The following is a 23,737-nucleotide window of genomic DNA, read 5'->3' as shown; positions in this document are numbered from 1 at the left end:
ATCGCTACTCCACTCCAATCCCTTTGAGCCAACTTAAAATGCCCGATACAGTCGCGTCAGTTTGGCCCGGTGACATCAGACGCCCCGCGATCACATGCGACATGGGATCATCCCCCGGCCCCATCGTCGCCAGTTGCACCGTTGCGGGACCACCCCAGGCCTCAGCCACTTTGTGCGTCAGATCAGGCCGTACCACCTGATCGTCATCCGAAAACCAGAATAGCGCGGGCACCTGCGCGTCCGAGAAGTCCAAATCATAAACGGTTTCGACCAACACGGTCATCGGCACGACAGCCTCCCAAGGATAGACCGCCGACCAGTATTTATTCAGCTCTGGGTCCGGGCCGGAAACGTCACGCTCTTCTCCCATCACCAGAGGCAGCCAACTGCGCGCCCACGGCAGGCTGGGCATCCGCGCGCCCGGCGTATTCACGCCAAAATTCGGTGAGACAAAGACCATCCCGGCTACGTTCCGGCTCAACTCATCGTCCAGCGCGGCGGCCGCAGCCAGCGTTCCACCGGTCGAGGTCGAAATGACGACAACCTTGTCGCCTACAGCCCGTGCCGCTGCCAGCCCTTCGGCCATGTCATACATCCAGCCCGAAGCCGTCCCTTCGGCCATCGCGTTGCCATCCCGACCATGGCCCTGTAGTCGCGTATAAACCAGATTGGCCCCCAACGCGTCAGCCACCATGTCAGGCACCGGGCGGATTTCCTCGGACGAGGCCGAGAAGCCGTGGACATAAAGAACCGAGACCGGGGTGCGCTGTTCCTTGAACCCATCCTGCCAGATCACGCGTTTTTCGACCCCAGGCACGATGTCGTCATAGGCAGATTCAGTAGTTTCGAAATAAACCTGAACCCCTTCACCGAACTTGCGCGGATCAAATCGCGGGTGCAGATTAATCTCTTCTCGCGGCCCAAACCAACAGATCAGCCCACCGATAACAATCAGCGCAAGCAGCAGGCGTCCAAGAACCCACCCAAACAGCCGCATCAGCCGGCCTCCATCACCTCAAGAACCGCGTTTTCGATCAAACCCAAACAGGGACCGTCCGAAAAGCGATGATCAGCGTCCTTGACCAACAACAGGCGCATATCCGGTCCGGTGGCATGTTCCAGCAATCGTGTGGCCATTTCGGTGGAAACCGCAGTATCCGCAGTGCCTTGCAGGAACCGCACCGGGAACGGCAAACTTAGTGCGTCACGCAGTACCAGACGCTGCCGCCCGTCCTCGATCATCCGCTTGGTGATGATATAGGGTTCCATGTAATCCGAGGGCAGTTCCACATGCCCAACACTGTCCAGCGCAGCCTTCTGATCGTCACTGAACGAGGCCCAATACCCATCTTCGGTAAAGTCCGGCGCGGCGGCAATACCAACCATACCGGCAATCCGTTCTGGCATGACCTTGGCCAGCAGCAACGCCTGCCACCCCCCCATGGACGACCCAACAACGATCAGCCGCCCCTCGGTCAAAGCCGTCACGGCCGCAACCGTGTCCTCGTGCCAATCTCCGATACAACCATCGGTAAACGTCTCAGAACTCTCGCCATGCCCGGAATAGTCAAACCGCAAAAACGCCTGCCCCCGCGCCTGCGCCCAGGCTTCAAGATGCACCGCCTTGGTGCCTTCCATATCCGACTTCAGCCCACCCAGAAAAACGATGGTCGGCGCCGCACCTTCGCTCTTGTGATACGCCAACCGCCGTCCCTGAGCGGTATCCAGAAAATCCGTTGTTGCCATGAAACCCTCTTTCCTTTTCCGCATCATGCACGCCCCACCCCCAAGTGCAATTCGCCCACTTCATCTTTTCCTAAATACTCCGGGGAGCGCGAGGGGCCGGCCCCTCGCTCCGACCCTTGACACAACCGCGAACCCCTGCCAAATGAGCCGGAACACCATAACCCGCAACCGGGCGTTCAGTGGGCGCCAAACCGACGAGGAGAGCCGATATGGCCCTGGATGCAAAATCCGTCTCACTCACCTTTCCCGATGGCAATGCACGTTCTTACGAAGCAGGCGTTACGCCCGCGCAGGTGGCTGCCGATATCTCGACCTCACTGGCGAAAAAGGCCATCTCGGCCACGGTAAACGGCCAGCATTGGGACCTGCAGTGGCCCATCGAATCCGATTCCGACATCGCCATCCACACCATGAAGGATGAGGAACAGGCCAATGAGTTGATCCGCCACGATCTGGCCCATGTCATGGCGCGCGCGGTGCAGGAAATCTGGCCCGCGACCAAGGTCACAATCGGCCCCGTCATCGAAAACGGCTGGTACTACGACTTTGATCGAGAAGAGCCGTTCACGCCCGAAGATCTCGGCCTCATCGAAAAAAAGATGAAAGAGATCATCAACAAACGTGATCCCGTCACCACCGAGGTCTGGGACCGCGACCGCGCGATCGAATTCTACAAGGCCAACAACGAGCCTTACAAAGTTGAACTGATCGAAGCCATTCCCGGCGACGAGCCGTTGCGCATGTACTGGCACGGACATTGGCAGGATTTGTGCCGCGGCCCGCACCTGCATCATACCGGCCAACTGCCGGGCGACGCGTTCAAGCTGATGTCCATCGCGGGCGCCTATTGGCGCGGCGACAGCGACCGCGCGATGCTGCAGCGTATCTACGGCGTGGCCTTCACCGGCAAGGAAAAGCTGAAAGCCCACCTGCATATGCTGGAAGAGGCCGCCAAGCGCGACCACCGCAAGCTGGGCCGCGAGATGAACCTTTTCCATATGCAGGAAGAGGCGCCGGGCCAGATCTTCTGGCATCCGAACGGCTGGAAGATCTACACCACCCTGCAGGACTATATGCGCCGGATGCAAGAACGTGACGGCTATGTCGAGGTGAACACCCCGCAGGTCGTTGACCGCAAATTGTGGGAGGCCTCGGGCCACTGGGACAAATACCAGGAAAACATGTTCATCGTCGAAGTGGACGAGGACCATGCCCGCGAAAAGGCGATCAACGCGCTGAAGCCGATGAACTGCCCCTGCCACGTGCAGGTGTTCAATCAGGGCCTGAAATCCTATCGCGACCTGCCCTTGCGCATGGCCGAGTTCGGGTCCTGCGCGCGGTACGAACCTTCGGGCGCGTTGCACGGGATCATGCGTGTGCGCGGGTTCACGCAGGACGATGGCCATATCTTCTGTGCCGAGGGTCAGATCGAATCCGAGACCGCCAAGTTCATCGCCTTCCTGTCCAAGGTCTATGCCGATCTGGGCTTCCACGATTGGACCATCAAACTGTCCACCCGCCCGGAAAAACGGATCGGCTCGGATGAAAGCTGGGATTTGGTCGAAAAGGCGCTGGGCGATGCCTGTAAGGCTGCCGGGTATGACTATGAACTTCTCGAAGGTGAAGGCGCGTTTTACGGGCCTAAGCTGGAGTTCACTCTGACCGACGCAATCGGCCGAACCTGGCAATGCGGAACCCTTCAGGTAGACCCCAACCTGCCCGAGCGTCTGGACGCCAGCTTTATCGGGGCCGACGGTGCGAAACACCGTCCGTTCATGTTGCACCGGGCGACGTTGGGCTCATTCGAACGCTTCATCGGCATTCTGATCGAAGAGCACGCGGGCAAGCTGCCCTTCTGGCTGGCTCCGCGTCAGGTTGTTGTCGCCTCGATCACGTCTGAGGCGGATGATTACGTGAACGAGGTCGTTGAGACGCTGAAGGCCGCAGGCGTGCGGGCCGAAGCCGACATTCGCAACGAAAAGATCAACTACAAGGTCCGCGAGCATTCGGTTGGCAAAGTACCGGTCATTCTGGCCGTCGGTCACCGTGAAGTCGAAGAGCGTACTGTGAGCGTCCGTCGCTTGGGTGAAAAACAAACACAGGTTCAATCGCTTGAAGCTGTAACAATTGAGCTATCCAAGGCCGCAACTCCGCCCGACCTGTTGTAACATTCGGCAGCAAATTGCTGGTAATCCGACCCCATTTTGGGGGTCGGATTGAAACAATTACCATTTTTCTTTTCAAAAACAGTTTATTAACCTGCAAGAGGGCATATCATGTCCTGACGGGGTTGTGAGACACGTGCTCGTGAATTCAACTGCAGCCCCACAAGCACTACCTTTGTCATTGTCACAAGAAGACATACGCAGTCATCAAAAGGGATTACCGAGATGTCGAACACCGCAAAAACACTGGTCATCGCAAGCGCAGTCGCAGCCGCCGTTTCGGGTGCAGCAACCACTGCCACCGCCCAAGCCAAAGAGAAGTGCTATGGCGTGTCTCTGGCCGGTCAGAACGACTGCGCCGCTGGCCCCGGCACAACCTGCGCCGGTACCTCGACCGTAGATTATCAGGGCAACGCCTGGACTCTGGTAGACGCCGGCACCTGTGCCGACATCGAACTGCCGGACAGCCGCAAAGGCTCGTTGGAACCGCTGGACCGCGACCTGCCCGCATAAGCCTGAGCTTTCAAAAACCGAAGGGGCGGGCCATATCGCCCGCCTCTTCGTCGTGATTGGGGAGCACACAAATGTTGGATAACACGACCAGATCGAACAATCTGCCAGCCGCGCCGGGCGTCGGCTATAAGCCTCAGCACTTTGAGCAGATACTGGACAATGCGCACCCCGTCTCGTGGCTTGAAATTCATGCCGAAAACTACATGGGCGATGGTGGCCGTCCACTGGCCCAACTGCGTCATCTCTCTGAACAATTTCCGATCTCCGTCCACGGTGTCGGCCTATCCATCGGCGGTGAAGGCCCACTGGATCCGGAACACTTGGCAAGACTGAAACATTTGATCGGCTGGCTGAACCCCGCCAGCTTTTCCGAACATCTGGCCTGGTCGACCCATGACAGCCATTTCCTGAACGACCTGTTACCTCTGCCATACACCGACGCCACACTGACCCGAATTTGTGAGCATATTGATCTGGTGCAGGACACCGTCGGCCGGCAAATGCTGTTAGAGAATCCATCCAGCTATCTGGCGTTTGAAGAAAGCACATGGTCCGAACCGGATTTTCTGCGCGAGATCGCGCGCCGGACGGGCTGTGGCCTGCTGCTGGATGTGAACAACGTTTTTGTATCGGCCACCAATCTGGATTACTCGCCAAAGGGCTATATTGACGCTTATCCTCTGGAAAAAGTGGGCGAGATTCATCTTGGCGGTCATGATGAGGATGAAGACGACCACGGCCATCCCCTGCTGATCGACAGCCATGGACGCGAAGTGGTCGATCCGGTCTGGGCGCTTCTGGACTACGTTCTGGACCGTTCCGGCCCGAAACCCGTTCTGATTGAATGGGATACAGATGTGCCTGATTGGCCCATACTGCGGGCCGAGGCAGACCGCGCTCAAGCGGCCCTTGATCGGGTTCCGGCATGAGCGTCTCACAAACCACCTTCCACGCCGCGCTGCTGGATCCTGCAGCCGCGATCCCCGAGGGGCTGCTGGACGCTACGGCACAACCCGCCGGACGCCGGTTCAGCGTGTACCGCAACAACGTCGCGGTGTCCTTGACCGAAGCAATGCATCAGGCGTTTCCGGTTATCACCAAACTGCTGGGTGCGCAGAATATGGACGGGTTAGCTGGGATTTTCCTACGCAATCACCCGCCATCGTTACCTCTGATGATGTTCTATGGCGAAGAGTTCCCTGACTTTCTTGCCGGCATGGAACAGCTCTCGCATCTGGGCTACCTGTCCGACGTCGCGCGATTGGAATTAGCCCTGCGCCAGTCCTACCACGCGGCCGATAGCGAGGCCGCGCCGACCGATGCGCTTGCCATTCCGCCCGAGGACATCATGCGTGCGCGGCTGGGCTTTGCACCTTCGATGCAGGTTGTGCATTCGGATTGGCCCATATTCTCTATCTGGCGCTTTAACACCGAAGACGGCGCGCCAAAACCCGCAGCCGTCGCCGAAGACATTCTGATCACCCGACCGGATTATGACCCGGCTCCGCATCTGCTGCCGCCGGGCGGCGCTGAGTGGATCTCGGGCCTGCAGGCCGGGCGAACCATAGGCGGCGCGTTTGAAGAAACCGCCGCCCAAATCCCCGAATTCGACCTTGGGGCCACTCTGGCGCTGCTTTTGCAGGGCGGCGCAATAACCTCTGTGACTATCGAAAGGCTGGCAACATGACTGCCCTGATCTCATTTCACAACAACACCTTGGGAAGGCTTGAGGTAACCTCAGGCTGGCTGGTACCTACCCTGGCTCGGCTGGTTTTTGCGGCAACCTTGCTGGTGTATTATTGGAACTCGGCCAAGACCAAAGTGGGAAGTGGGTTCTTCGGATTCCTGTCCCCGTCGGACGGTGCCTATGTGCAGATTTTCCCCAAAGCGATGGAAGCCGTCAGCTATGACAGCTCGCAACTGAGCGTATTCCACTGGGCAGTCGCAGTTGCGGGCACCTGGGCCGAGTTTCTTCTGCCTGCGCTGATCGTGATTGGCCTTCTGACACGGTTCTCGGCACTGGGCATGATTGCCTTCGTCTGGGTCCAGACCATCGTTGACGTCACTGGTCACGGCACTGCATTGGGCAATTGGTTCACCGCCGCCCCCAACGTTCTGGACCAGCGGACACTGTGGACATTCCTGCTGTTGATGATCGTGATCAATGGCGCAGGCCCGCTGTCAGTCGACCGTATCCTGCGCGTAAAATGATTTAGAAATGCGCCTTGGGCTCGTCCGGTTTTCCCGCGGCCAGCCCAAGGAGGCCCGCCACGGCCGCAAATGCCACCGGGAACATGGTAAATACGTTGAAACCAAAGGCATAATACATCCCGGCTGCTGAAAGCAGTAACAGCGCCCCACCTAACAACGCACGCGCATGGGCCATCGCGCCACCAGCAATGGCCAACAACGGCGCGATAATCGACGCCGCTTGGATAAGCTGCGCATTATCGACCTGTTCCGCCACCCCTTCGATTTCGCCGAACCGGTCAATCAGTTCGACATAGCCGTAGCCGAAAAATCCCACGATCATTCCGATCAAACCGGCGATCACGCCCAGAATCATAGCTGCGTTGCGCATTCAAAACCCTCTAAAACTGCGTTCATTCACATAAGCACCCGCTTATGCAACGCCAAGTCCTGACTTTGTTTCCGCGGCCCAGCCCAGATACAGCGTTCCGTCTTGTTCGATCAGAGGTCGCTTCATCAGGGTCGGGTGCTCCGCAAGCAGTTCCAGCGGAGGGCGCATGCGATCTGCCTCATCCAATCCCCGCCAGGTTGTTGAGCGGGTATTGAGCAAAGCCTTGCCGAAAAGGTCCAGCGCCTGCGCCAGAACATCACTTGGCACACCGTCGGCCCGAACGTCGAAAAATTCTGCATCTGGAAGCGATTTCAGGGCTTTGCGGCAAGTATCACAGTTCTTCAAGCCATAGAGGCGCATTTTGGCTGGCTCCGGTTTTAAGTTCAAAATTTTGGCAAATTTGCCTGCTCGTTTCGGTAATTCTTGATTTTTTACTTCACCGTGCAATGTTGAAAAAGACGAAACACGCAAATCGGGCTGTATCGTGTGGACGATACGGTGATGTTTTGCGGCGGCGTCAACCACTGCCCCCACTAATTATGTGGGACAACGTGTAAGTAGAAGGAGACACGGGAAATGCCAACTGGCACCGTGAAATGGTTTAATACCACGAAAGGCTACGGGTTTATTGCCCCCGATGAAGGCGGCAAGGACGTATTTGTTCATATCTCGGCCGTTGAACGGTCCGGTCTGACCGGGCTCGCTGACAATCAGAAAGTCTCGTATGAGTTGGAAGACGGACGTGACGGCCGCCAAATGGCATCTGATTTGAAGCCACTGTAAAACAATCCCGCGTGCTGCGGGTTATCAAAACAGGTCAGCGGCCAATTTCCGGCCGTTGACCAATTTTCAAAGGTTAGAAACCTTAACCTCGCGCCGGATCAATTCTAGCGCGAGCGTTTTAGTTTTTTTCTTTCACAATGACGCACAGTGTTCGCCATCAGCCTTTGCGAATGACGGCCTCAAACTCGCGCCATTCCCGCGCGGTCATACCCGAGTTTTCTTGCGTGACCGTCTCACCCGCCAACATTCTGCGCAGGCTGTCGACCATTTGCGCCGATAGATTCACCGCGCCCAGACGGTAATCCTCGAACGCTTTGTAGGCAAATGGCACCCAGTCAGCCACGATCTTGCACATGGTATCTGCATAGACGCGGATTTCATACTGAGCGTGCGGATCAGCGCGCAGACGCAGGAAATGGAACAGGTTGTGCAAATCCACCTTCCAGTACCACTGAGTGTAGACATTTGCAGGCAGGTTCATACGAGCCAGCTCGCGCGCCAGACCCTGCTGGCCATCCTGGCTGATCATCGCTTCATAATTGTCATAGCAGCGGGCGCTGTCCGCTTTGAGAATATCCAGAACCCGCGCGGCTTCTTCACCCTGCAGGGCATCGCCCCGGCCCTGGTTGTTCACCTCGGACTGGGCAGCGACGTGGTCGGGCGCAGGGATGTAGAACTCGCGATCCAGAATCGAATAGCGCGCCGAATACTCGTTCACGTTCGCCGTACGGTGGCGAATCCATTGACGAGCCACGAAGACAGGAAGTTTGACATGCAGCTTGATCTCGCACATCTCGAACGGGGTCGAATGCCAATGGCGCATCAGATACCGGATCAGGCCTTCGTCATTCTGAACCGATTTGGTACCCTTACCGTAAGACACCCGCGCCGCCTGACAGATCGCTGCATCGTCGCCCATATAGTCGATCACGCGCACAAAGCCGTGATCCAACACCTGATGGGCGGTATAAAGATGCTCTTCCATACCCGCGGCCACAACGCGGCGTGTTGGATGCGATTGCGCCCGTTGCGCTTCGATCTCGGCCAGTTGGTCAGAGGACAGCGGCATGAAAGTTCCTTTCCTGAAATGAGTCGCCCACCACTATATATCGGCAATTCTCTGACCGGAACTGCCATATATGCGCTCATTTTCGCATTTTCGAAATTGTGTCCCTTCTGCCCCCTCGACACGCTTTTTCCGCGCGCTAAGCTGCTGCGCATCACCTGAATAGAAAGGAAGCCACAATGGGGCTGAGATATCTTCACACCATGGTCCGCGTGAAGGATCTGGAGAAGTCGATGGCGTTTTATGAGCTGCTGGGCCTGAAGGAAACCCGCCGCTATGACAGTGACCAAGGGCGCTTTTCGCTAATCTTCATGGCGCCTCCGGGGCAAGAGGATCGGCCGATTGAGCTGACCTATAACTGGGACGGCGACGACGCGTTGCCCAGCGACAGCCGTCATTTCGGGCATCTCGCCTATGGCGTCGACAACATTTATGAGACCTGCCAGCACCTTCAAGATAATGGGGTGTTGATAAGCCGCCCTCCACGCGATGGGCGTATGGCCTTTGTGCGGTCCCCTGACAATATCTCGGTCGAACTGCTGCAGAATGGCGAGGCGCTGGAACCAGCCGAGCCCTGGGCCAGTATGGAAAGCACCGGCCACTGGTGATCCGTTGGCTGACAGCACTTGGGTTGGCTTCACTGGCCAGCCCGCTTCGGGCCGAAGCCTGCCGCCTGGCCCTTGCTTTGGCTATGGATATCTCGACCTCGGTGGACGCAACTGAAGACACATTACAGCGGCAGGGTCTGGCCGCAGCATTGGTCGCGCCCGAAGTGGTCGAGGCTTTCTTCTCCTCTCCCATGCCCGTTGCCCTTGCGGTGTATGAATGGAGCGGTCGCAACACCCAACGTGTCATTGTGAGCTGGACCATGATTCACACTCAGGCTGATCTGCTGGCAGCGGCCTCGACCGTGCAGCAATCTGTGCGGTCCGACAGTGGTTCGGCTACGGCCATGGGGCACGCTTTGGCCTTTGGCGCGACATTGATGCAGCAAGCGCCACTTTGTTTGTTTCAAACCATAGACCTGTCTGGAGATGGCTCGAACAATGACGGTTACGGTCCCGCTTCGGCTTACCGGCACTTTCCGTTCGAAAACACCGTTGTCAACGGGTTGGTCATCAATGCAGCCGACTTCGAAGGCGAACTATATTTAATTCCTTTTTTCGAGAACAATGTTCTACGTGGCCCCGGCGCTTTTCTTGAAGTCGCTCAGGGGTTTCAGGACTTCGAGCGCGCAATGCGACGCAAATTGGAGCGCGAGTTGACGGGGTTGCAAATCGGCGCGCTTCAGGAGCCGGACCAGTGATGATGCGGCTTCTGGCAACCATCCTATCCATAGTTGCCGGGTCGGTCACGGCAGAGTGCCGCCAAGCTCTGGCACTTGGGCTGGATGTCTCGGGATCAGTGGACAGCAGCGAATATCGTCTACAATTGGATGGTTTGGCAGCGGCATTGCAAAGACCCGAAGTGGTTCAGCTGATCCTGTCCGACACCTCTAACCCGGTGCGGTTGGCGATTTTTGAATGGAGCGAGCCCGGCCATCAACGTCTGTTGCTGAACTGGATTTCTGTACGCTCGGCCAGCGACATTGAGCAAATTGCATCCCTGTTGAACAGCACTAAACGCAGCGCGGCACCTCAAGGAACTGCCGTGGGGCCTGCCATGCTGTTCGGGGCCAAGTTGCTGTCTCGGCAAACAAATTGCTGGAAACGCACTTTGGATCTGTCGGGGGACGGTAAACACAATCTGGGCGCCCACCCGCGAGAAGTTAAATCCGCACTTCGATCTTTGGGGATCACTATTAATGGGCTTGTCATCGGCGCGGATGATCCCAGCCATAGTGAAAAACGATACGTTCAGGCCGGAGAGCTTTCCGCTTACTACAATGCTTGGGTTATTCTAGGCCCGGATGCTTTTGTCGAGGTCGCCTTGGGCTTTGAAGCTTACGAAGACGCAATGACCCGAAAACTGATACGGGAACTGCAGGGGTTGAACCTGTCCCAGGCCATCCAGTGATCAATAGATATACCGAATTTGATCCGTCCAATAGCGTTCGACCCGGCGTAAAGAGGTTGTGATATCGTCAATCCCTTCGAGCCCCAGTACGCCGCGAGTCTGAAGCCCTTTGGCATGGCGGGAAAACAGTTCAGCAACCGTATCCCTAATTTCACGCCCGCGTGGCGTTAGCCGCACCCGAACTGAGCGGCGGTCAATCTCGCACCTCTGATGGTGCATATACCCCATTTCAACCAACTTCTTGAGGTTGTAGCTGACATTGCTGCCCTGATAGTAACCCCGGCTTTTCAGCTCACCCGCCGTAACTTCGTGATCGCCGATATTGAACAGCAACAAGGCCTGAACGGCGTTGATTTCCAGCACGCCAACCCGTTCAAACTCATCCTTGATCACGTCCAGCAAAAGACGGTGCAGCCGCTCAACCAAGGCAAGCGCCTCAAGGTAGCTGGTCATAAACCCCTTGGTTTCCGGCGCGGAGACCTGCATTTCCATACTCATCCGACCCTCCGATTCAGTCGCGCTGTTTCAGGCAGCATGAATCGAAATCCCGAAGAATCGGTTAAGCTGGATTTTCTTTATTTTTGAAAGGTCTGCGCAATGTCAGCGATGAGGTCGGCGAAACCTTCAGGCGGTTGCACCTGCCCGGTGACCCATTGATACAGGTCCTGATCGTTTTCGTGCAGCATAGCGTCATACAGATCCAGACCGGCTGCATCCATCGCAGCAAGATTGCGTTCGGCATAGGCGGACAGGATCAAATCCATTTCTTTGATCCCGCGGCGCATCGAGCGCATCTGCATGCGCTTAATTCTGACTTCCCGTGTTTCGGTCACTGTCCCTGCTCCAACATCAAGCGCAGTTTTTTCTCAAGTCTTGCGGCCCGTTCCGCGCTCGCCCGCATCTCGCCGCGGATCGCGCGCAGTTCGGCCACTGCATCAGCCAGCTCCAGATTGGCTTCACCCTCTTCGACCGGGGCATCCATACCTTCACCCTCGCCGGTCAGCAGCCACTTGATCGAAACGTTGATCATTCCCGCCATCATCGACAATCGGTTGGCGCGCGGTTCCGACAGGTCATTCTCCCACGCCGCAATCGTCGCCTTTTTGACCCCAAGCCGCCGCGCCAATTGAGACTGCGTCATACCCGCCGCCTCGCGCGCGCCTGCCAGCCGGTCCCCGAATGTCGCTGCTTCTGGCCCAAACCAGTCGTTTTCGTCGCTCATCGGGGTCTCCAATTCAATCTCTCATACAGCTTGATCGTCATTCGGGCGCACCCTATGACAGACAGGTTGAACATACAAACCGAGGCCCCCATGACTTTCCTGTCTGCGACACTGTCACGCGTAAAACCATCCCCTACGATCGCGATGACGGCCAAAGCGGCCGACCTGAAAGCCGCCGGTCGTGACGTGATCGGCCTGAGCGCAGGTGAACCTGACTTTGACACACCGCAGAATATCAAGGATGCCGCCGTTGCCGCAATTGCCGCTGGCAAAACCAAATACACAGCCCCCGACGGCATTCCCGAATTGAAGCAGGCCGTCTGCGCCAAAATGAAACGCGACCACGGGCTGGAGTATACGCCCGCACAGATCTCGGTCGGCACCGGAGGCAAGCAGACGCTATACAACGCGCTAATGGCGACGTTGAACGACGGCGATGAGGTCATCATCCCCGCGCCCTATTGGGTCAGCTATCCGGATATGGTTCTGTTGGCTGGCGGCACGCCGGTCGTTGTTGAGACAACTATTGAAAACAATTTCAAACTGACGGCTGGGCAACTCGAGGCTGCGATAACGCCCAAGACCAAGTGGTTCATCTTCAATTCGCCATCGAACCCCACTGGGGCGGGCTATAGCCGCGCCGAGTTGAAGGCTTTGACAGATGTGCTGATGCGTCACCCCCATGTTTGGATCATGTCCGACGACATGTACGAGCACCTGGCATATGACGGTTTCGAATTCTGCACCCCACCCGAGGTTGAGCCGGGGCTTTATGACCGGACACTGACCTGCAATGGGGTATCCAAAGCCTATGCCATGACCGGCTGGCGGATTGGCTATGCCGCTGGCCCGGTCGAGATCATTGCCGCAATGCGCAAAGTCCAGTCACAGTCGACCTCGAACCCATGTTCGGTCAGCCAATGGGCGGCTGTCGAAGCCCTGAATGGAACGCAATCTTTTCTGACCCCAAACAACGTGACATTCAAACGCCGCCGCGACTTAGTGGTTCGAATGCTGAGCGAGATCGAAGGTATCACTTGCCCCACGCCCGAAGGCGCATTCTATGTCTATCCTTCGATTGCCGGGCTAATTGGCAAAACCACCCCTGCTGGCACCAAGATCGACTCGGACGAAGCATTTGCCACCGCCTTGCTAGAAGAAGCAGACGTGGCAGTGGTCTTTGGCGCGGCCTTTGGTCTGTCCCCAAATTTCCGGGTCAGTTACGCAACTTCGGATGAGGCGCTGACCGAGGCCTGCACCCGCATCCAGCGCTTTTGCGCATCCCTGACCTGACCCGGAGGTAAAGATGGCCGCAGAACTGCCCGAATACTACTTCCGCGTCCGCGAGAATGGCGCCGCGGTATTTCGGATCGACACCGAAAACCGCCAGCGGCGGATCGAAATGGATCAGATAGCGGTCATCAACATCCGCAATGGTGAAGTGAAGCCGCAAGGGCAGCGCACCCTGTCCGAGGCCGACCAAGCCGAAATCGCGCGTTGGATGGAAGAGCGCAAAGCCCTGCTGGCTCAGCGCGATATCGACGACATCCACCGCGCAGTCGATTACATGAATCTGACGACACAATGGGCGCAATCCAAGGCGACGGAAGACCAGCTTGAGGACATCACTGACCGGTTATTGCTGGCTATGCACGATTTGCGCACCGTTCTGGTGCGCAAAAAGGCGGACCGTCTGAAGAATAGATAGTTGCGGCTATTCCGCAGGCGCCACAACGGTTTGGACTGAGCGAGTCCAGAACCGTGCCATCAACAGAATAGCCGCGCAGGCCAGACCCAGAAGAAGGCCCAGCCAAATGCCGATCCCGTTCAACCCCTGCACAAAGCCAAAGTAATAGGACGCCGGGATCCCGACCACCCAATAGCTGAGCCCGGCCATCACCATAGGTACCTTGGCGTCCTGCAAACCGCGCAGCAGACCCAGCGCAATCACCTGCGCCCCGTCGACCAGTTGGAACAAGGCGGCCATGGCCAGCAGCCCGGTGCCGATGGCCAGAATCTGAGGACGTTGCGGATCGTCGGGTTCCACAAATATGGAAATTAGCGGTTCGGCGCAGGTCAAGAACAGGGCGATCGTCAGAACAGACACCAGCAGAGACATCACGGTCACCGCTTTCGCACCTTTTTCCAGATGCGGCCGATCCTTGCGACCCAAGGCGTTCCCGGCTCGGATCGTGGCCGCATTGGACAGGCCCAGATGTACCATGAACGTTGCCGAAGCCAGGTTCAGCGCAATTCCGTGCGCCGCCAGCGGCACCGGCCCAATCCACCCCATCATGAAGGCTGACATGGCAAACAGCGAAACTTCGGCAAGCAAGGTAAATCCAATGGGAATACCCAGTCGCAGTACACTGAACAACATCTCCCAATCCGGACGCCAGAACCGCTGGAACAGGTTGTGTTCGGGCAAAACGCGCACGGCGTAGACCACCACGGCAATCAGTGAAACCATCTGCGTCACTACCGAGGCAATCGCCGCCCCCATCACCCCCAGTTCAGGTGCGCCCCAGTTGCCGAAGATCAGCGCGTAGTTGGTCAGCGCGTTTACGATCGCGGCCGTCACGGTGATCCACAAAACGATCTGCGTGCGCTCCAACGCGGCCAGATAAGATTTCAACACCATGACCACAAGCGCCGGGAACAGCCCCCACCCCGCGACACGCAGATATTGCGACGCGGTTTCAGCCACTTGCGGATCTTGTCCTGCGGCAATCAAAATCGGATGAGACCACCACAGCAAGGGCATAACCAGCACCGCATACAGCAAGGAAAGCCACAACCCCATGCGGGTCGAGCGGCGAATACTGGTCTCATCCTCTTCGGCGGCCGCAGTCGCCACCATGGGCATCACCGCCAGCCCGAAACCGCCGCCAAACAGAAACAGCACGAAATAAAAGCTACTGGCCAGCGTCACGGCCGCCAGCGCCTGCACCCCGTACCAGCCCAGCATGATCGTATCGGTCAAACCGATGGCAAACTGCGCCAGATGCCCACCGACCAGCGGCAGGCCCAACACTGCGATCGCCCGGAAGTGGGCACGATATGTCATTACCTTGTTCATTTCATCAGCCTTATGCCCGGCCAAAGGCCGGGACAAGAGGCGATCAATGAAATTTCAAGATGAGACCAATTACTCGGCGAGATGACGCACGCTGTTACCGCGCGTCCGGGTGCAGAGAATCGCCCAGGATATGCTCGGACCGGTGGATCACGTGATGCGCTTGCCCAACGATCAGGGGATCAGGCTGCCCCACGATATCATGGTCCTTGTCCGGATAATCCAGCGTCGACAGGAAGTGGCGCATGGTGTTCAGGCGGGCACGCTTCTTGTCGTTCGATTTGACGATGGTCCAAGGCGCATCGGCGGTGTCCGTGTAGAAGAACATCGCCTCTTTGGCCTCGGTATAATCATCCCACTTATCAAGGCTGGCCTTGTCGATAGGCGACAGTTTCCACTGTTTCAACGGATCCGTTTCCCGGCTCTTGAACCGGCGCTGCTGTTCTGGCTGCGTGACCGAGAACCAGTATTTGTATAGCTGGATACCCGAGCGCACGAGCATCCGCTCCAACTCGGGCGTCTGTCGCATGAATTCGAGGTATTCGTTTGGGGAACAGAACCCCATCACCCGCTCAACACCCGCACGGTTGTACCTCGAGCGGTCGTAGAACACCATTTCCCCAACCGTTGGCAACTCCTGAACATAGCGCTGAAAGTACCACTGCCCCTTCTCTTCCCAGGTCGGTTTATTCAGTGCCACAACCCGTGCTTGACGAGGATTCAGGTGCTCCATGAACCGCTTGATCGTACCGCCCTTGCCCGCAGCATCGCGTCCTTCAAACAGCAGAACAAAGCGCTGCCCGGTCTCTTGTGCCCAAAGCTGCACCTTGAGCAATTCGGCCTGCAATTGCGCCTTCTGCGCCTCGTACTTGCGGCGCGCCATCTTGCGGGCATAGGGGTATTTGCCGCTTTCGAACGCCTGCCGAATTCGCTCGGGGCTGGGTTGCGACGGTTCTAGTTCGGGTGTTGGGATGATTTTTACAGAGGGTTGTTTTTGTTCAATTTGTGCCACAGCTTCCATTCAATTTTTCCTTTTTCACTATCCGCAAAAACGTCTAGCAGAAGATGCGGTTTCGCGCTTTGACTCGGGTCAAATCGACAGCCTTCGAAACAAGAAGATTGCGGCTTGCAGGAAGTCAGACTATGGGCTCGGAATTCATCAGCCAGAGGGCATTTGAGACCGGATGACATGGGTCCGCTACGGGGTCGCCTGACCCGCCTTCCGGTGGTCGCGCAGACCATTCCAGATTGGATAGCGGCCGCCTAGCTGTGCCCCCAATCCGCCGGATCATCCGAATTGTTGGGCGACAGGCCCAGGACGTCACCATCGGTCGAGCACCCCAATCCAAGAACCGTCCGGTTCGCGTATGAGAAATAAGAGCAGACCTGGTTGATCTCGAGGATTTCGCCGTCATCCCAACCGGCGTCCCGTAGGTCCTGCACATCTGCCTGAACCAAGTCCGCTGGCGCTTGGGTCAGTTTGCGGGCATAGCGCATCGCCGCGATCTGTGCCGCGTCCAAAGGAGCAGTGCCCGGTGTTCCGGCCTCAATCGCGGCACGGATTGCGTTTCCGCGATCCGCATCCTCCAGCAATCGCTGCAGCCCGTTGAAGTGATGTTCAACGCAATAGCCACACCGATTCAAGGAACTGACCCAAACACCCAAGACCTCAAGAAACCACTTGGGTATTTTATTGGCCGAATGATGAAGGACGTTCTTGTACAACCCCATATGGCCTTCCATCGAATGCGGTCGCAGGGAGTGCGCCATCATGATGTTGTCCACGTTGTTGTCCGGTCCCGTTACCCGCTCGTACAGCTTCCTGAGCTTACCGGTGGCTTCGTCAAATGGTACGGTCTTAATCCAGCTCATATGATCCCCTTGCTATTACCTTGCCTTTCCAAACTCGACCTCGTTCTTTGCGAGACGAAACTGGATTGGCCTACCATGTCAGGCTAAGCTGACCAAAGGCAAGGGAGGGAGTATCTTATGGAAATGGCGGAAAAAACTGTCGCGGATTGGTATGCCAATCATCCAATCTCGGCGCCGCATATTTTGACGAAACTGACAAACCTTCGTGGCTCGGCAGCAGATGTCACGCCGCAGGAACTCTACCCCTATGATCAGGATCACTACGATGGGCTGAACGCAAATGCCCGACTGGCGGAAAAGGCACAGATGAAATCCGGCGACTGCGTGTTGGATGTCTGTTCCGGGCTGTGCGGGCCTGCACGCTGGTACGCGTCCGAACTTGGTGTTGATGTAACTGGGGTCGATATCAGCCCCCACCGGGTAGATGGTGCGATTGAACTGAATACCCTGGTCGGATTGCAGGGCCAAGTTCACCCAGTGTTGGGCAGTGCGATGGACTTGCCGTTTGATGCGGAACGATTCGACGCTGCGGTCAGCCAGGAATCCTTCCTGCACATCCCCGACAAATCCAAAGCCCTGGCCGAAGTGTTTCGCGTTCTGCGCCCCGGTAAACGCTTTGCCTTTACCGACTGGGTGATGCACACCCCTCTGCCCGAAGATGAAATGGAGCAATATCGCCAGCGCTTTGCCTGCCAGTCTCTGCTGAGCATTCCCGAATACGAGGCCCAATTGAAACAAGCGGGGTTCGAGGTCATCTCCTCCGAAGATGTCACCGCATCTTGGGGCGAGATTCTGGCGCGGCGGCTCAGTATGTATCAAACGCTTGATGCCGAGGCCGAACGCGCCGGCAACCCCTCCAAAGGGAATGATTTCTTGAAGATGTACGCTCAATTCGTAAGTGACGTGCAAAATCGGCGGATCGGGGGTGTGCGCTTGACCGCTGAAAAACCTCAATAACTCCGGATTGATCTGCAAGCCCGTGCATTGGTGGCTCAGCTTACCAGTCGCTGTTGCAGCCAATCTCCCACAAGACCTCGCGCCCCTCTTTCCCCGGACCACATCACCTGCCATAATGGGACCAAACCCAAAAACAAGAGCAGCACCGATGCCCGACGATCTGTTGACACCCAGCGCGACCGCGACCTATGACGCCTCCTCGATCGAGGTGCTGGAAGGTCTGGAGCCGGTCAGAAAACGCCCCGGTATGTATATCGGCGGCACGGATGAACGCGCGCTGCACCATATGGTGGCTGAAATCCTCGACAACTCGATGGACGAAGCGGTTGCCGGTCACGCCAACCGGATCGAGGTCGAGCTGCACGCAGATTACGCCTTGACTGTGCGCGACAACGGGCGCGGCATTCCGATTGATCCCCACCCAAAGTTTCCAGACAAATCGGCGCTTGAGGTCATTCTGTGCACCCTGCACGCGGGCGGCAAGTTCTCGGGCAAAGCCTATCAGACTTCGGGTGGTCTGCATGGCGTGGGCGCATCAGTGGTGAATGCTCTGTCGGATTCCATGGTCGTTCAGGTGGCCCGCGACAAGACGCTGTTCGAACAGCGGTTCTCGCGCGGCATCCCTCTGGGTCCTGTCGAAAAAGTCGGAGCGGCCCCCAATCGGCGCGGCACCACCGTGACCTTTCACGCCGATGCCGAGATATTCGGCCATCATAAGTTCAAACCGGCGCGTCTTTTTAAATCCATCCGCTCCAAAGCCTACCTGTTCTCGGGCGTAGAAATCCGCTGGAAATCCGCCATCGACGACGGCGAAACACCGACCGAGGCCAGCTTCCACTTCCCCGGCGGCCTGTCGGATTACCTGAAAGAGACGATGAACGGCTCCTCCACCTATGCCGAGCAACCCTTTGCAGGTACCGTGGATTTTCGGGAAAAGTTCGGCACCCCCGGCAAGGTCGAATGGGCAATCAACTGGACGCCCTCGCGCGACGGGTTCATTCAGTCCTATTGTAACACCGTCCCCACGCCCGAAGGCGGCACCCATGTGGCGGGATTCTGGGCCGCTGTCCTCAAGGGGATCAAGGCCTATGGGGAACTGATCAACAACAAAAAGGCCGGTCAGATCACCCGCGATGACCTGATCACCGGTGGTTGCGCTTTGGTGTCGTGTTTCATCAGTGAGCCGGAATTCGTCGGCCAGACCAAGGACCGCCTTGCAACGGTCGAGGCGCAGCGGCTGGTCGAAAACTCGGTCCGCGACCATTTCGACAACTGGCTGGCGGCCGACACGAAATCCGCCGGGGCGATCCTCGACTTCCTCATTCTGAGGGCCGAAGAACGCCTGCGCCGACGGGCCGAGAAGGAAACACAACGCAAGTCCGCCACTAAGAAACTTCGTCTTCCCGGCAAATTGGTGGACTGTAGTAGTTCAACACGCGACGGCACGGAATTATTCATCGTCGAGGGCGACTCGGCGGGCGGATCCGCCAAAATGGGCCGCGACCGTAAAACGCAGGCCCTGCTGCCGCTGCGCGGCAAGATCCTGAACGTTCTGGGCGCGGCCAGCTCGAAACTAGGCACCAATGCCGAGATCAACGACCTGACCCAAGCGCTGGGTGTGGGGCTTGGCACCAAGTTCAACGTGGACGACCTACGCTATGACAAGGTCATCATCATGACCGACGCGGATGTGGACGGGGCGCATATCGCGTCCTTGCTGATGACGTTCTTCTTCACCCAGATGCGGCCGATGATCGACGCGGGCCACCTCTACCTCGCCTGCCCGCCTCTGTACCGCCTGACCCAAGGCGCCAAGAGGGTCTATTGCCTGGACGAGGCCGAGCGTGACGAATGGCTTGAGAAAGGTCTGGGCGGCAAGGGCAAGATCGACGTGTCCCGCTTCAAGGGTCTGGGTGAAATGGACGCCAAGGATCTGAAAGAGACCACGATGGACCCGGCATCCCGCAAGCTAATCCGGGTCACCATTGACGAGGACGAACCCGGTGAGACCGGCGATCTGGTCGAGCGCCTGATGGGCAAAAAACCCGAACTGCGGTTCCAATACATTCAGGAGAACGCGCGGTTTGTGGAGGAGTTGGATGTTTGAGTATTGGTGCATAGTAGAAAGGACAAAAGAACTTGCGCTACGTATATTTAAGATTGTTTTTGACCGAAGTTCAAATTCCCCCACTACTGGTAGAAATGGAAGGCGAAAGCACATTTACCCGCCGAGATTTTTTAAAAAGAATCTTCAATGAACGGAGAGAGTTTAATCACCGAGGTACTGACTTCATTTTTCAACCTATTGAAACTGAGAGTGAAAGTGGCCGCACGTACTGTTTTGGGCGGATTGGAAAAAAAGTCACTGACACTATCAACGAAGGTCCGGACAAACTATTTGAGACCACTAGCCGTGAAAGTTGGCGCGCGGCAAACGTGATCTTGGATGTTGAATCTGACCCGCTTGGTCAACGCCTCGCTTTTCAAGATCGAGGCGACGTAGGCAAGCCTCTTGCAATAATGAATTCGTTCGCCATTTCTATAAACGAAAATTCAGAGACCAATGGGTGGTTTCTTGAAGTCAATGCAATGACGGAAAAACAGTCATTTTGGGAAGCAGTCTCTAAACATAAAGGCGACATCACCAGGGCAGAATTCAACTACGTCACCCCGAATGTGCTGGGAATAAAAGATAAATTGAACGAACGCCTGAAGGAGTATAAAGAACGGGAAAACGCTACTGAGGTTTCGGTCATTCTTCAGAACCCTAAAGGCGATCTTCAACTTGAGACTGAAGAAGTTCATGACGCGATGAATGTTATTTCCGAAGGGGGAGGTTCTGCAAAGCTAAAGTCAGGCCGTGAAATTCTGTTCGACTCTGAAGATACTGAGAAAGCGAAAGATGTCATTACGGATGACGTCATTCAGCTAGAACAAGCCGACAGTCGGAGGGCACTAGTAGAAAGGTTTTTTAGGTGACGAGGCTTTTTCTTGTCATAATAATATTGATTATTATGGGGACGCTCGGATACACCGTCGTCCTCCACACATCTGCACTTTCTGACCAGAACTCTTTTCTCAAAGATTTTTTAGACAACGATTTCTTATCATTTATTGGGCTCGTACTTACGATATCCGTGGCATCAATGTCTCAACTAAGCGTTAGCTTGTCCAACCTCGAAGAAAAAAATCAGGGCCTTGACCTTTCTGATGTGAAGTCAGAAGTGAAAAATACTGCTCTTGTTTTAATTGGGTTATTCGTGGCTTCATTTCTTGTTGTATTATTAAAACCTATTTTTGCAACAAATTGCACTTCCGAAGCAGTTTTTAATTCATCTGCAATTCTGATCATTTCTTTATATGTTGCTGTATTAACGGATGTCACCCTTGCAGTTTTCTCAGACTGACGACAGATCAAGAATACCTCGCCCTGAGGCTAGTGACGCCAATCAGTCCAACCCCCTTGCCTAACCCGTTGATCTCGTTCACACTTACCCTCAAACCGTCATTCAAGAACGACATTTGAGGTTCCGAGCGTCCAAGACCCAATTAGACGAACAGATTTTCGAACGGGAGGACGACATGAAAACATTAACCCTCGGGCTGGCTTTTGCCCTGCTGGCCACACAAGCGACCGCACAGCAGACGCTCAGCACTGCTTCACCAATACCGGACGGCGCCGAGACGCGGTTTTGCTATTACGACGGCATGGCCTATTCGCAGGACGCCTTTGTTCTGCTGACCGGCGACAACACCGTCACCGAAACGATCAGCACGATCCAGGAACGTTTGCTCCGCTGCCATCGCGAAGGGGACGGCACGCTGAAATGGAAACCGCAGAGCACGTTCTCGACCAATAACTAAGGCCGCGGTTGGGCGCCCTAGCCCACTTTCTGGTCCAGCCAGTCGGCGATCTGTCCGGCGGGTTTTTCCCAGCCGGGTTCCATGAACAGAAAATGAGCGTGGTTTTCCACGGGCATGAATGTCGCGCGGTCTCCATAAAGCTTAGCCAGCGCACGGCAGGTGTCGGGGTTCACAGCCCGATCCTCGGTACCCGAGACGATCAGCACCGGGCAGTCAACCTTACCGATATCCACCTTCATCGCGTGGTGGTCGTCGAACATCCAGAAAAACATCTCGAACATCACCCGCCCGCTTTCGGCGCCCAACTGCTTGAAAACCTCGCGCTGTTGCGCACGCGGCATTTTGTTGAGCGCGAAGGGGGCCATCAGGCCAAACTCAACCCGCATAGGCTGTTTCCAAAACGCCCCACCCTCCATCAGTGCCCGCGGAATGGCGCGTTCGTCATCGGTTTCTGGCAACGTGCCCCACGCCGCGTTCGGGTTGATCAGCACGATGGCGCTGGCCAACCCACGCGCCGCCACCTGTTGCGCCACAACACCCGCGATGGCGTGACCGAGGATGACGGGCTTACTGTCCAACCCTTGCACGAAATCAGCGATGTCATTTGCATAGTCCATCACGCTGGTATCGGTCAGTCGGGGGTCGGGTTCGGCCTTTGGATCTTTGTCATGATACCGCAGCGCCGGGGTGTGTACGGTCCAGCCCCGATCGCGGAAGAACCCCGCATAATCCTGCATGCACCACGGCCCGGCAAAGGCTCCGTGGATCAAAACAATCTCTTTGGTCATAAAAACGCCCCTCATATTGTTTCAGTATGAGACACAATGGGTATATTCAGCAAGGCCGCGTATCGACGCTAAACAGCTAACCCGATCAGCGCGACACCAAGCGCCATCAGAACGGCAGCGCCCAGACGGCGCATCCAATTGCCCTCGTGCAGGAACACAAATCCGATCAGCGCAGCAAATATGACGGAGGTTTCCCGCAGCGCTGACACCGCACCCAAAGGAGCGAAATTCTTGGCATAAAGAACGAGCCCATAAGCGGTCATCGACACCAGACCACCCAAAAGGCCGGTCATCCACACCTTTGCCGGTAGCTGCGCCAGCGTGTCTCGTTTGCGCACGCCAACGAACCCGGCAATGAACAGATGCAAAAACGCGCCCCACGCCCAATAGCTAAGCGTATTACCCGACAACCGCACCCCAATCCCGTCGACCACGGAATAGACCGAAATACAAAAACCGGTTCCGACAGCAAAACCCAACGCCGCACGGCCCACGCCCGAGCGTAGCGCTTTCCAGCTGCTCAGTTGTATTCCCAGCGCGATCAGTGCGATCCCACCCCAGGCCTGCAGGGGTAGAACCTCGCCTACCAAAAGCATCGCCCACAACGATACCAGCGCGGGCACGATGCCTCGGGCAATCGGATAAACGACGCTCAGATCACCATGCTGATAGGCTTTGCCCAGCATGAAATAATACCCGAAATGCACCACGGTCGAGAGCAGGATGTAGATAAAGCTCTCGGCGCTCGGAAGCGGCAGGAGCATCACCATGACTGACGCAGGTATGACATGCCCCAGAGCCACCAGACCAAGGGTTGTTGTCCGGTCAGCAGCAGTTTTGACGATGGCATTCCAAACCGCGTGCAGCAAAGCCGCCGTCAGAATGATGACGATGACAAACACAGTCACGTTCGACTCTCCTGCTCATTAACGAACTGGCCCGTAAAACGGACCGGTGTTGTTGTTGACACAGCTGATTGCTTCTCACAACGCGTTCTTAAAGAGTTCGCTGAGGTTTTCTTTGTTGAGTTCTATTGGGTTTCCGCCGCATGAGGGGTCGATGATTGCGCCCTGGACGAGGTCGGGGAT

Annotated in this window: 29 protein-coding genes; 16 read left to right on the top strand and 13 right to left on the bottom strand. The window is 56.6% G+C overall.

Annotated features, from left to right (window positions below; translation table 11 throughout):
* Window positions 1-4: 4 nt before the first annotated feature.
* Both ACR0D7_RS05175 and ACR0D7_RS05170 read right to left on the bottom strand, forming a co-directional pair.
* A complete protein-coding gene (locus tag ACR0D7_RS05175) occupies window positions 5-997 on the bottom strand; it encodes an alpha/beta hydrolase (protein WP_480678031.1) in 993 nt (330 codons plus the stop codon).
* Window positions 997-1,746, bottom strand: a complete 750-nt coding sequence (locus tag ACR0D7_RS05170; RefSeq protein WP_480678030.1) for an alpha/beta fold hydrolase — start codon at window positions 1,744-1,746, stop codon at window positions 997-999. Before ACR0D7_RS05170 ends, ACR0D7_RS05175 begins: the two co-directional genes overlap by 1 nt.
* Window positions 1,747-1,955: 209 nt before the next feature.
* Here ACR0D7_RS05170 and thrS point away from each other — a divergent pair, with 209 nt between their 5' ends.
* The 5 genes from thrS to ACR0D7_RS05145 all read left to right on the top strand — a co-directional run bounded on the left by thrS (window position 1,956) and on the right by ACR0D7_RS05145 (window position 6,635).
* Window positions 1,956-3,914 carry a threonine--tRNA ligase gene (thrS, locus tag ACR0D7_RS05165; protein ID WP_480678029.1) on the top strand — a complete coding sequence of 653 codons (1,959 nt, stop codon included), beginning with the start codon at window positions 1,956-1,958 and terminating at the stop codon, window positions 3,912-3,914.
* A gap of 222 nt (window positions 3,915-4,136) precedes the next feature.
* A complete protein-coding gene (locus ACR0D7_RS05160) occupies window positions 4,137-4,424 on the top strand; it encodes a BufA1 family periplasmic bufferin-type metallophore (RefSeq protein ID WP_170382568.1) in 288 nt (95 codons plus the stop codon).
* Window positions 4,425-4,495: 71 nt separating this feature from the next.
* The gene (gene bufB, locus ACR0D7_RS05155) at window positions 4,496-5,353 is read left to right on the top strand and encodes an MNIO family bufferin maturase (protein WP_480678028.1); all 858 of its coding nucleotides are present in this window, start codon (window positions 4,496-4,498) and stop codon (window positions 5,351-5,353) included.
* Window positions 5,350-6,111 (top strand): HvfC/BufC family peptide modification chaperone, encoded by a 762-nt coding sequence (locus tag ACR0D7_RS05150; protein WP_480678026.1) that lies wholly within the window; start codon window positions 5,350-5,352, stop codon window positions 6,109-6,111. Before bufB ends, ACR0D7_RS05150 begins: the two co-directional genes overlap by 4 nt.
* On the top strand, window positions 6,108-6,635 hold the full coding sequence (locus tag ACR0D7_RS05145) for a DoxX family protein (RefSeq protein WP_480678025.1): 528 nt from the start codon (window positions 6,108-6,110) through the stop codon (window positions 6,633-6,635). The genes ACR0D7_RS05150 and ACR0D7_RS05145 overlap by 4 nt, the downstream gene beginning before the upstream one ends.
* Before the next feature lies 1 nt (window position 6,636).
* Here the strand turns inward: ACR0D7_RS05145 and ACR0D7_RS05140 are convergent, their stop codons facing one another.
* Together ACR0D7_RS05140 and ACR0D7_RS05135 are read right to left on the bottom strand one after the other, a co-directional pair.
* Window positions 6,637-7,005 (bottom strand): hypothetical protein, encoded by a 369-nt coding sequence (locus tag ACR0D7_RS05140; RefSeq protein WP_480678024.1) that lies wholly within the window; start codon window positions 7,003-7,005, stop codon window positions 6,637-6,639.
* A gap of 42 nt (window positions 7,006-7,047) precedes the next feature.
* Window positions 7,048-7,365 (bottom strand): ArsC/Spx/MgsR family protein, encoded by a 318-nt coding sequence (locus tag ACR0D7_RS05135; protein WP_480678530.1) that lies wholly within the window; start codon window positions 7,363-7,365, stop codon window positions 7,048-7,050.
* 216 nt (window positions 7,366-7,581) lie between these two features.
* Between ACR0D7_RS05135 and ACR0D7_RS05130 the strand changes: the two genes are divergently transcribed.
* Window positions 7,582-7,788, top strand: coding sequence for a cold-shock protein (locus ACR0D7_RS05130; RefSeq protein WP_010439113.1), 207 nt, complete (start codon window positions 7,582-7,584; stop codon window positions 7,786-7,788).
* A gap of 157 nt (window positions 7,789-7,945) precedes the next feature.
* Here the strand turns inward: ACR0D7_RS05130 and thyX are convergent, their stop codons facing one another.
* Window positions 7,946-8,857 (bottom strand): FAD-dependent thymidylate synthase, encoded by a 912-nt coding sequence (thyX, locus tag ACR0D7_RS05125; protein WP_480678023.1) that lies wholly within the window; start codon window positions 8,855-8,857, stop codon window positions 7,946-7,948.
* A 176-nt stretch (window positions 8,858-9,033) separates the two neighbouring features.
* On the opposite strand from thyX, the gene ACR0D7_RS05120 reads away from it, so the two are divergent.
* Genes ACR0D7_RS05120 through ACR0D7_RS05110 form a run of 3 tightly spaced genes read left to right on the top strand, consistent with a single transcriptional unit; the run spans window position 9,034 to window position 10,870 of the window.
* Window positions 9,034-9,462 (top strand): VOC family protein, encoded by a 429-nt coding sequence (locus ACR0D7_RS05120; protein WP_480678022.1) that lies wholly within the window; start codon window positions 9,034-9,036, stop codon window positions 9,460-9,462.
* Window positions 9,459-10,160, top strand: coding sequence for a DUF1194 domain-containing protein (locus ACR0D7_RS05115; RefSeq protein ID WP_480678021.1), 702 nt, complete (start codon window positions 9,459-9,461; stop codon window positions 10,158-10,160). The genes ACR0D7_RS05120 and ACR0D7_RS05115 overlap by 4 nt, the downstream gene beginning before the upstream one ends.
* Complete coding sequence (locus ACR0D7_RS05110) at window positions 10,160-10,870, top strand: DUF1194 domain-containing protein (RefSeq protein ID WP_480678020.1); 711 nt, start codon at window positions 10,160-10,162, stop codon at window positions 10,868-10,870. The genes ACR0D7_RS05115 and ACR0D7_RS05110 overlap by 1 nt, the downstream gene beginning before the upstream one ends.
* Here ACR0D7_RS05110 and ACR0D7_RS05105 read toward each other — a convergent pair whose 3' ends face one another.
* From ACR0D7_RS05105 to ACR0D7_RS05095, 3 genes are all read right to left on the bottom strand, one after another.
* The gene (locus tag ACR0D7_RS05105) at window positions 10,871-11,368 is read right to left on the bottom strand and encodes a MarR family winged helix-turn-helix transcriptional regulator (protein WP_438826183.1); all 498 of its coding nucleotides are present in this window, start codon (window positions 11,366-11,368) and stop codon (window positions 10,871-10,873) included. It lies immediately after the preceding gene.
* A 77-nt stretch (window positions 11,369-11,445) separates the two neighbouring features.
* Entirely contained in the window at window positions 11,446-11,703 is a 258-nt protein-coding gene (locus ACR0D7_RS05100; RefSeq protein ID WP_480678019.1) for a succinate dehydrogenase assembly factor 2, read from the bottom strand.
* Window positions 11,700-12,092, bottom strand: a complete 393-nt coding sequence (locus tag ACR0D7_RS05095; RefSeq protein ID WP_170382548.1) for a helix-turn-helix domain-containing protein — start codon at window positions 12,090-12,092, stop codon at window positions 11,700-11,702. Before ACR0D7_RS05095 ends, ACR0D7_RS05100 begins: the two co-directional genes overlap by 4 nt.
* Before the next feature lie 90 nt (window positions 12,093-12,182).
* On the opposite strand from ACR0D7_RS05095, the gene ACR0D7_RS05090 reads away from it, so the two are divergent.
* Window positions 12,183-13,385: a pyridoxal phosphate-dependent aminotransferase gene (locus tag ACR0D7_RS05090; RefSeq protein WP_480678018.1), complete on the top strand. Its 1,203-nt coding sequence runs from the start codon at window positions 12,183-12,185 to the stop codon at window positions 13,383-13,385.
* A 13-nt stretch (window positions 13,386-13,398) separates the two neighbouring features.
* Window positions 13,399-13,800, top strand: a complete 402-nt coding sequence (locus ACR0D7_RS05085) for a hypothetical protein (protein ID WP_170382546.1) — start codon at window positions 13,399-13,401, stop codon at window positions 13,798-13,800.
* 6 nt (window positions 13,801-13,806) lie between these two features.
* Here the strand turns inward: ACR0D7_RS05085 and ACR0D7_RS05080 are convergent, their stop codons facing one another.
* From ACR0D7_RS05080 to ACR0D7_RS05070, 3 genes are all read right to left on the bottom strand, one after another.
* Complete coding sequence (locus ACR0D7_RS05080) at window positions 13,807-15,159, bottom strand: MATE family efflux transporter (RefSeq protein ID WP_480678017.1); 1,353 nt, start codon at window positions 15,157-15,159, stop codon at window positions 13,807-13,809.
* Window positions 15,160-15,265: 106 nt separating this feature from the next.
* On the bottom strand, window positions 15,266-16,189 hold the full coding sequence (gene ppk2, locus ACR0D7_RS05075) for a polyphosphate kinase 2 (RefSeq protein WP_480678016.1): 924 nt from the start codon (window positions 16,187-16,189) through the stop codon (window positions 15,266-15,268).
* Between the two features lie 242 nt (window positions 16,190-16,431).
* Window positions 16,432-17,040 carry a carboxymuconolactone decarboxylase family protein gene (locus tag ACR0D7_RS05070; RefSeq protein ID WP_480678015.1) on the bottom strand — a complete coding sequence of 203 codons (609 nt, stop codon included), beginning with the start codon at window positions 17,038-17,040 and terminating at the stop codon, window positions 16,432-16,434.
* Window positions 17,041-17,163: 123 nt separating this feature from the next.
* On the opposite strand from ACR0D7_RS05070, the gene ACR0D7_RS05065 reads away from it, so the two are divergent.
* From ACR0D7_RS05065 to ACR0D7_RS05045, 5 genes are all read left to right on the top strand, one after another.
* Window positions 17,164-17,997, top strand: a complete 834-nt coding sequence (locus ACR0D7_RS05065; protein ID WP_480678014.1) for a class I SAM-dependent methyltransferase — start codon at window positions 17,164-17,166, stop codon at window positions 17,995-17,997.
* 148 nt (window positions 17,998-18,145) lie between these two features.
* On the top strand, window positions 18,146-20,104 hold the full coding sequence (gene parE, locus ACR0D7_RS05060) for a DNA topoisomerase IV subunit B (RefSeq protein WP_170382536.1): 1,959 nt from the start codon (window positions 18,146-18,148) through the stop codon (window positions 20,102-20,104).
* Between the two features lie 32 nt (window positions 20,105-20,136).
* Window positions 20,137-20,976, top strand: coding sequence for a hypothetical protein (locus ACR0D7_RS05055; protein WP_480678013.1), 840 nt, complete (start codon window positions 20,137-20,139; stop codon window positions 20,974-20,976).
* Between the two features lie 167 nt (window positions 20,977-21,143).
* On the top strand, window positions 21,144-21,404 hold the full coding sequence (locus ACR0D7_RS05050) for a hypothetical protein (RefSeq protein ID WP_480678012.1): 261 nt from the start codon (window positions 21,144-21,146) through the stop codon (window positions 21,402-21,404).
* Between the two features lie 175 nt (window positions 21,405-21,579).
* Window positions 21,580-21,861, top strand: a complete 282-nt coding sequence (locus ACR0D7_RS05045; protein ID WP_480678011.1) for a hypothetical protein — start codon at window positions 21,580-21,582, stop codon at window positions 21,859-21,861.
* Window positions 21,862-21,878: 17 nt separating this feature from the next.
* Here the strand turns inward: ACR0D7_RS05045 and ACR0D7_RS05040 are convergent, their stop codons facing one another.
* Both ACR0D7_RS05040 and ACR0D7_RS05035 read right to left on the bottom strand, forming a co-directional pair.
* On the bottom strand, window positions 21,879-22,649 hold the full coding sequence (locus tag ACR0D7_RS05040; RefSeq protein ID WP_480678010.1) for an alpha/beta hydrolase: 771 nt from the start codon (window positions 22,647-22,649) through the stop codon (window positions 21,879-21,881).
* Window positions 22,650-22,717: 68 nt separating this feature from the next.
* The gene (locus ACR0D7_RS05035; RefSeq protein WP_480678009.1) at window positions 22,718-23,557 is read right to left on the bottom strand and encodes an EamA family transporter; all 840 of its coding nucleotides are present in this window, start codon (window positions 23,555-23,557) and stop codon (window positions 22,718-22,720) included.
* Window positions 23,558-23,737 lie beyond the last annotated feature (180 nt).

It is taken from the genome of Ruegeria sp. BB7 (assembly GCF_056539365.1).
Note: the sequence above shows the minus strand (reverse complement) of the source record. Positions and strands in the feature narration are given on the sequence as shown.

Excerpts from the sequence above, each read along its gene's own strand:
- ACR0D7_RS05135 (WP_480678530.1), bottom strand. The coding sequence starts at position 7,365 with ATGCGCCTCTATGGCTTGAAGAACTGTGATACTTGCCGCAAAGCCCTG.
- ACR0D7_RS05095 (WP_170382548.1), bottom strand. The coding sequence starts at position 12,092 with ATGAGCGACGAAAACGACTGGTTTGGGCCAGAAGCAGCGACATTCGGG.
- ACR0D7_RS05170 (WP_480678030.1), bottom strand. The coding sequence starts at position 1,746 with ATGGCAACAACGGATTTTCTGGATACCGCTCAGGGACGGCGGTTGGCG.
- ACR0D7_RS05120 (WP_480678022.1), top strand. The coding sequence starts at position 9,034 with ATGGGGCTGAGATATCTTCACACCATGGTCCGCGTGAAGGATCTGGAG.
- ACR0D7_RS05045 (WP_480678011.1), top strand. The coding sequence starts at position 21,580 with ATGAAAACATTAACCCTCGGGCTGGCTTTTGCCCTGCTGGCCACACAA.
- ACR0D7_RS05065 (WP_480678014.1), top strand. The coding sequence starts at position 17,164 with ATGGCGGAAAAAACTGTCGCGGATTGGTATGCCAATCATCCAATCTCG.
- thyX (WP_480678023.1), bottom strand. The coding sequence starts at position 8,857 with ATGCCGCTGTCCTCTGACCAACTGGCCGAGATCGAAGCGCAACGGGCG.
- ACR0D7_RS05145 (WP_480678025.1), top strand. The coding sequence starts at position 6,108 with ATGACTGCCCTGATCTCATTTCACAACAACACCTTGGGAAGGCTTGAG.
- bufB (WP_480678028.1), top strand. The coding sequence starts at position 4,496 with ATGTTGGATAACACGACCAGATCGAACAATCTGCCAGCCGCGCCGGGC.
- parE (WP_170382536.1), top strand. The coding sequence starts at position 18,146 with ATGCCCGACGATCTGTTGACACCCAGCGCGACCGCGACCTATGACGCC.
- ACR0D7_RS05130 (WP_010439113.1), top strand. The coding sequence starts at position 7,582 with ATGCCAACTGGCACCGTGAAATGGTTTAATACCACGAAAGGCTACGGG.
- ppk2 (WP_480678016.1), bottom strand. The coding sequence starts at position 16,189 with ATGGAAGCTGTGGCACAAATTGAACAAAAACAACCCTCTGTAAAAATC.
- ACR0D7_RS05160 (WP_170382568.1), top strand. The coding sequence starts at position 4,137 with ATGTCGAACACCGCAAAAACACTGGTCATCGCAAGCGCAGTCGCAGCC.
- ACR0D7_RS05150 (WP_480678026.1), top strand. The coding sequence starts at position 5,350 with ATGAGCGTCTCACAAACCACCTTCCACGCCGCGCTGCTGGATCCTGCA.
- ACR0D7_RS05110 (WP_480678020.1), top strand. The coding sequence starts at position 10,160 with ATGATGCGGCTTCTGGCAACCATCCTATCCATAGTTGCCGGGTCGGTC.
- ACR0D7_RS05175 (WP_480678031.1), bottom strand. The coding sequence starts at position 997 with ATGCGGCTGTTTGGGTGGGTTCTTGGACGCCTGCTGCTTGCGCTGATT.
- ACR0D7_RS05140 (WP_480678024.1), bottom strand. The coding sequence starts at position 7,005 with ATGCGCAACGCAGCTATGATTCTGGGCGTGATCGCCGGTTTGATCGGA.
- ACR0D7_RS05040 (WP_480678010.1), bottom strand. The coding sequence starts at position 22,649 with ATGACCAAAGAGATTGTTTTGATCCACGGAGCCTTTGCCGGGCCGTGG.
- ACR0D7_RS05105 (WP_438826183.1), bottom strand. The coding sequence starts at position 11,368 with ATGAGTATGGAAATGCAGGTCTCCGCGCCGGAAACCAAGGGGTTTATG.
- ACR0D7_RS05070 (WP_480678015.1), bottom strand. The coding sequence starts at position 17,040 with ATGAGCTGGATTAAGACCGTACCATTTGACGAAGCCACCGGTAAGCTC.
- thrS (WP_480678029.1), top strand. The coding sequence starts at position 1,956 with ATGGCCCTGGATGCAAAATCCGTCTCACTCACCTTTCCCGATGGCAAT.
- ACR0D7_RS05050 (WP_480678012.1), top strand. The coding sequence starts at position 21,144 with ATGTCTCAACTAAGCGTTAGCTTGTCCAACCTCGAAGAAAAAAATCAG.
- ACR0D7_RS05090 (WP_480678018.1), top strand. The coding sequence starts at position 12,183 with ATGACTTTCCTGTCTGCGACACTGTCACGCGTAAAACCATCCCCTACG.
- ACR0D7_RS05085 (WP_170382546.1), top strand. The coding sequence starts at position 13,399 with ATGGCCGCAGAACTGCCCGAATACTACTTCCGCGTCCGCGAGAATGGC.
- ACR0D7_RS05080 (WP_480678017.1), bottom strand. The coding sequence starts at position 15,159 with ATGACATATCGTGCCCACTTCCGGGCGATCGCAGTGTTGGGCCTGCCG.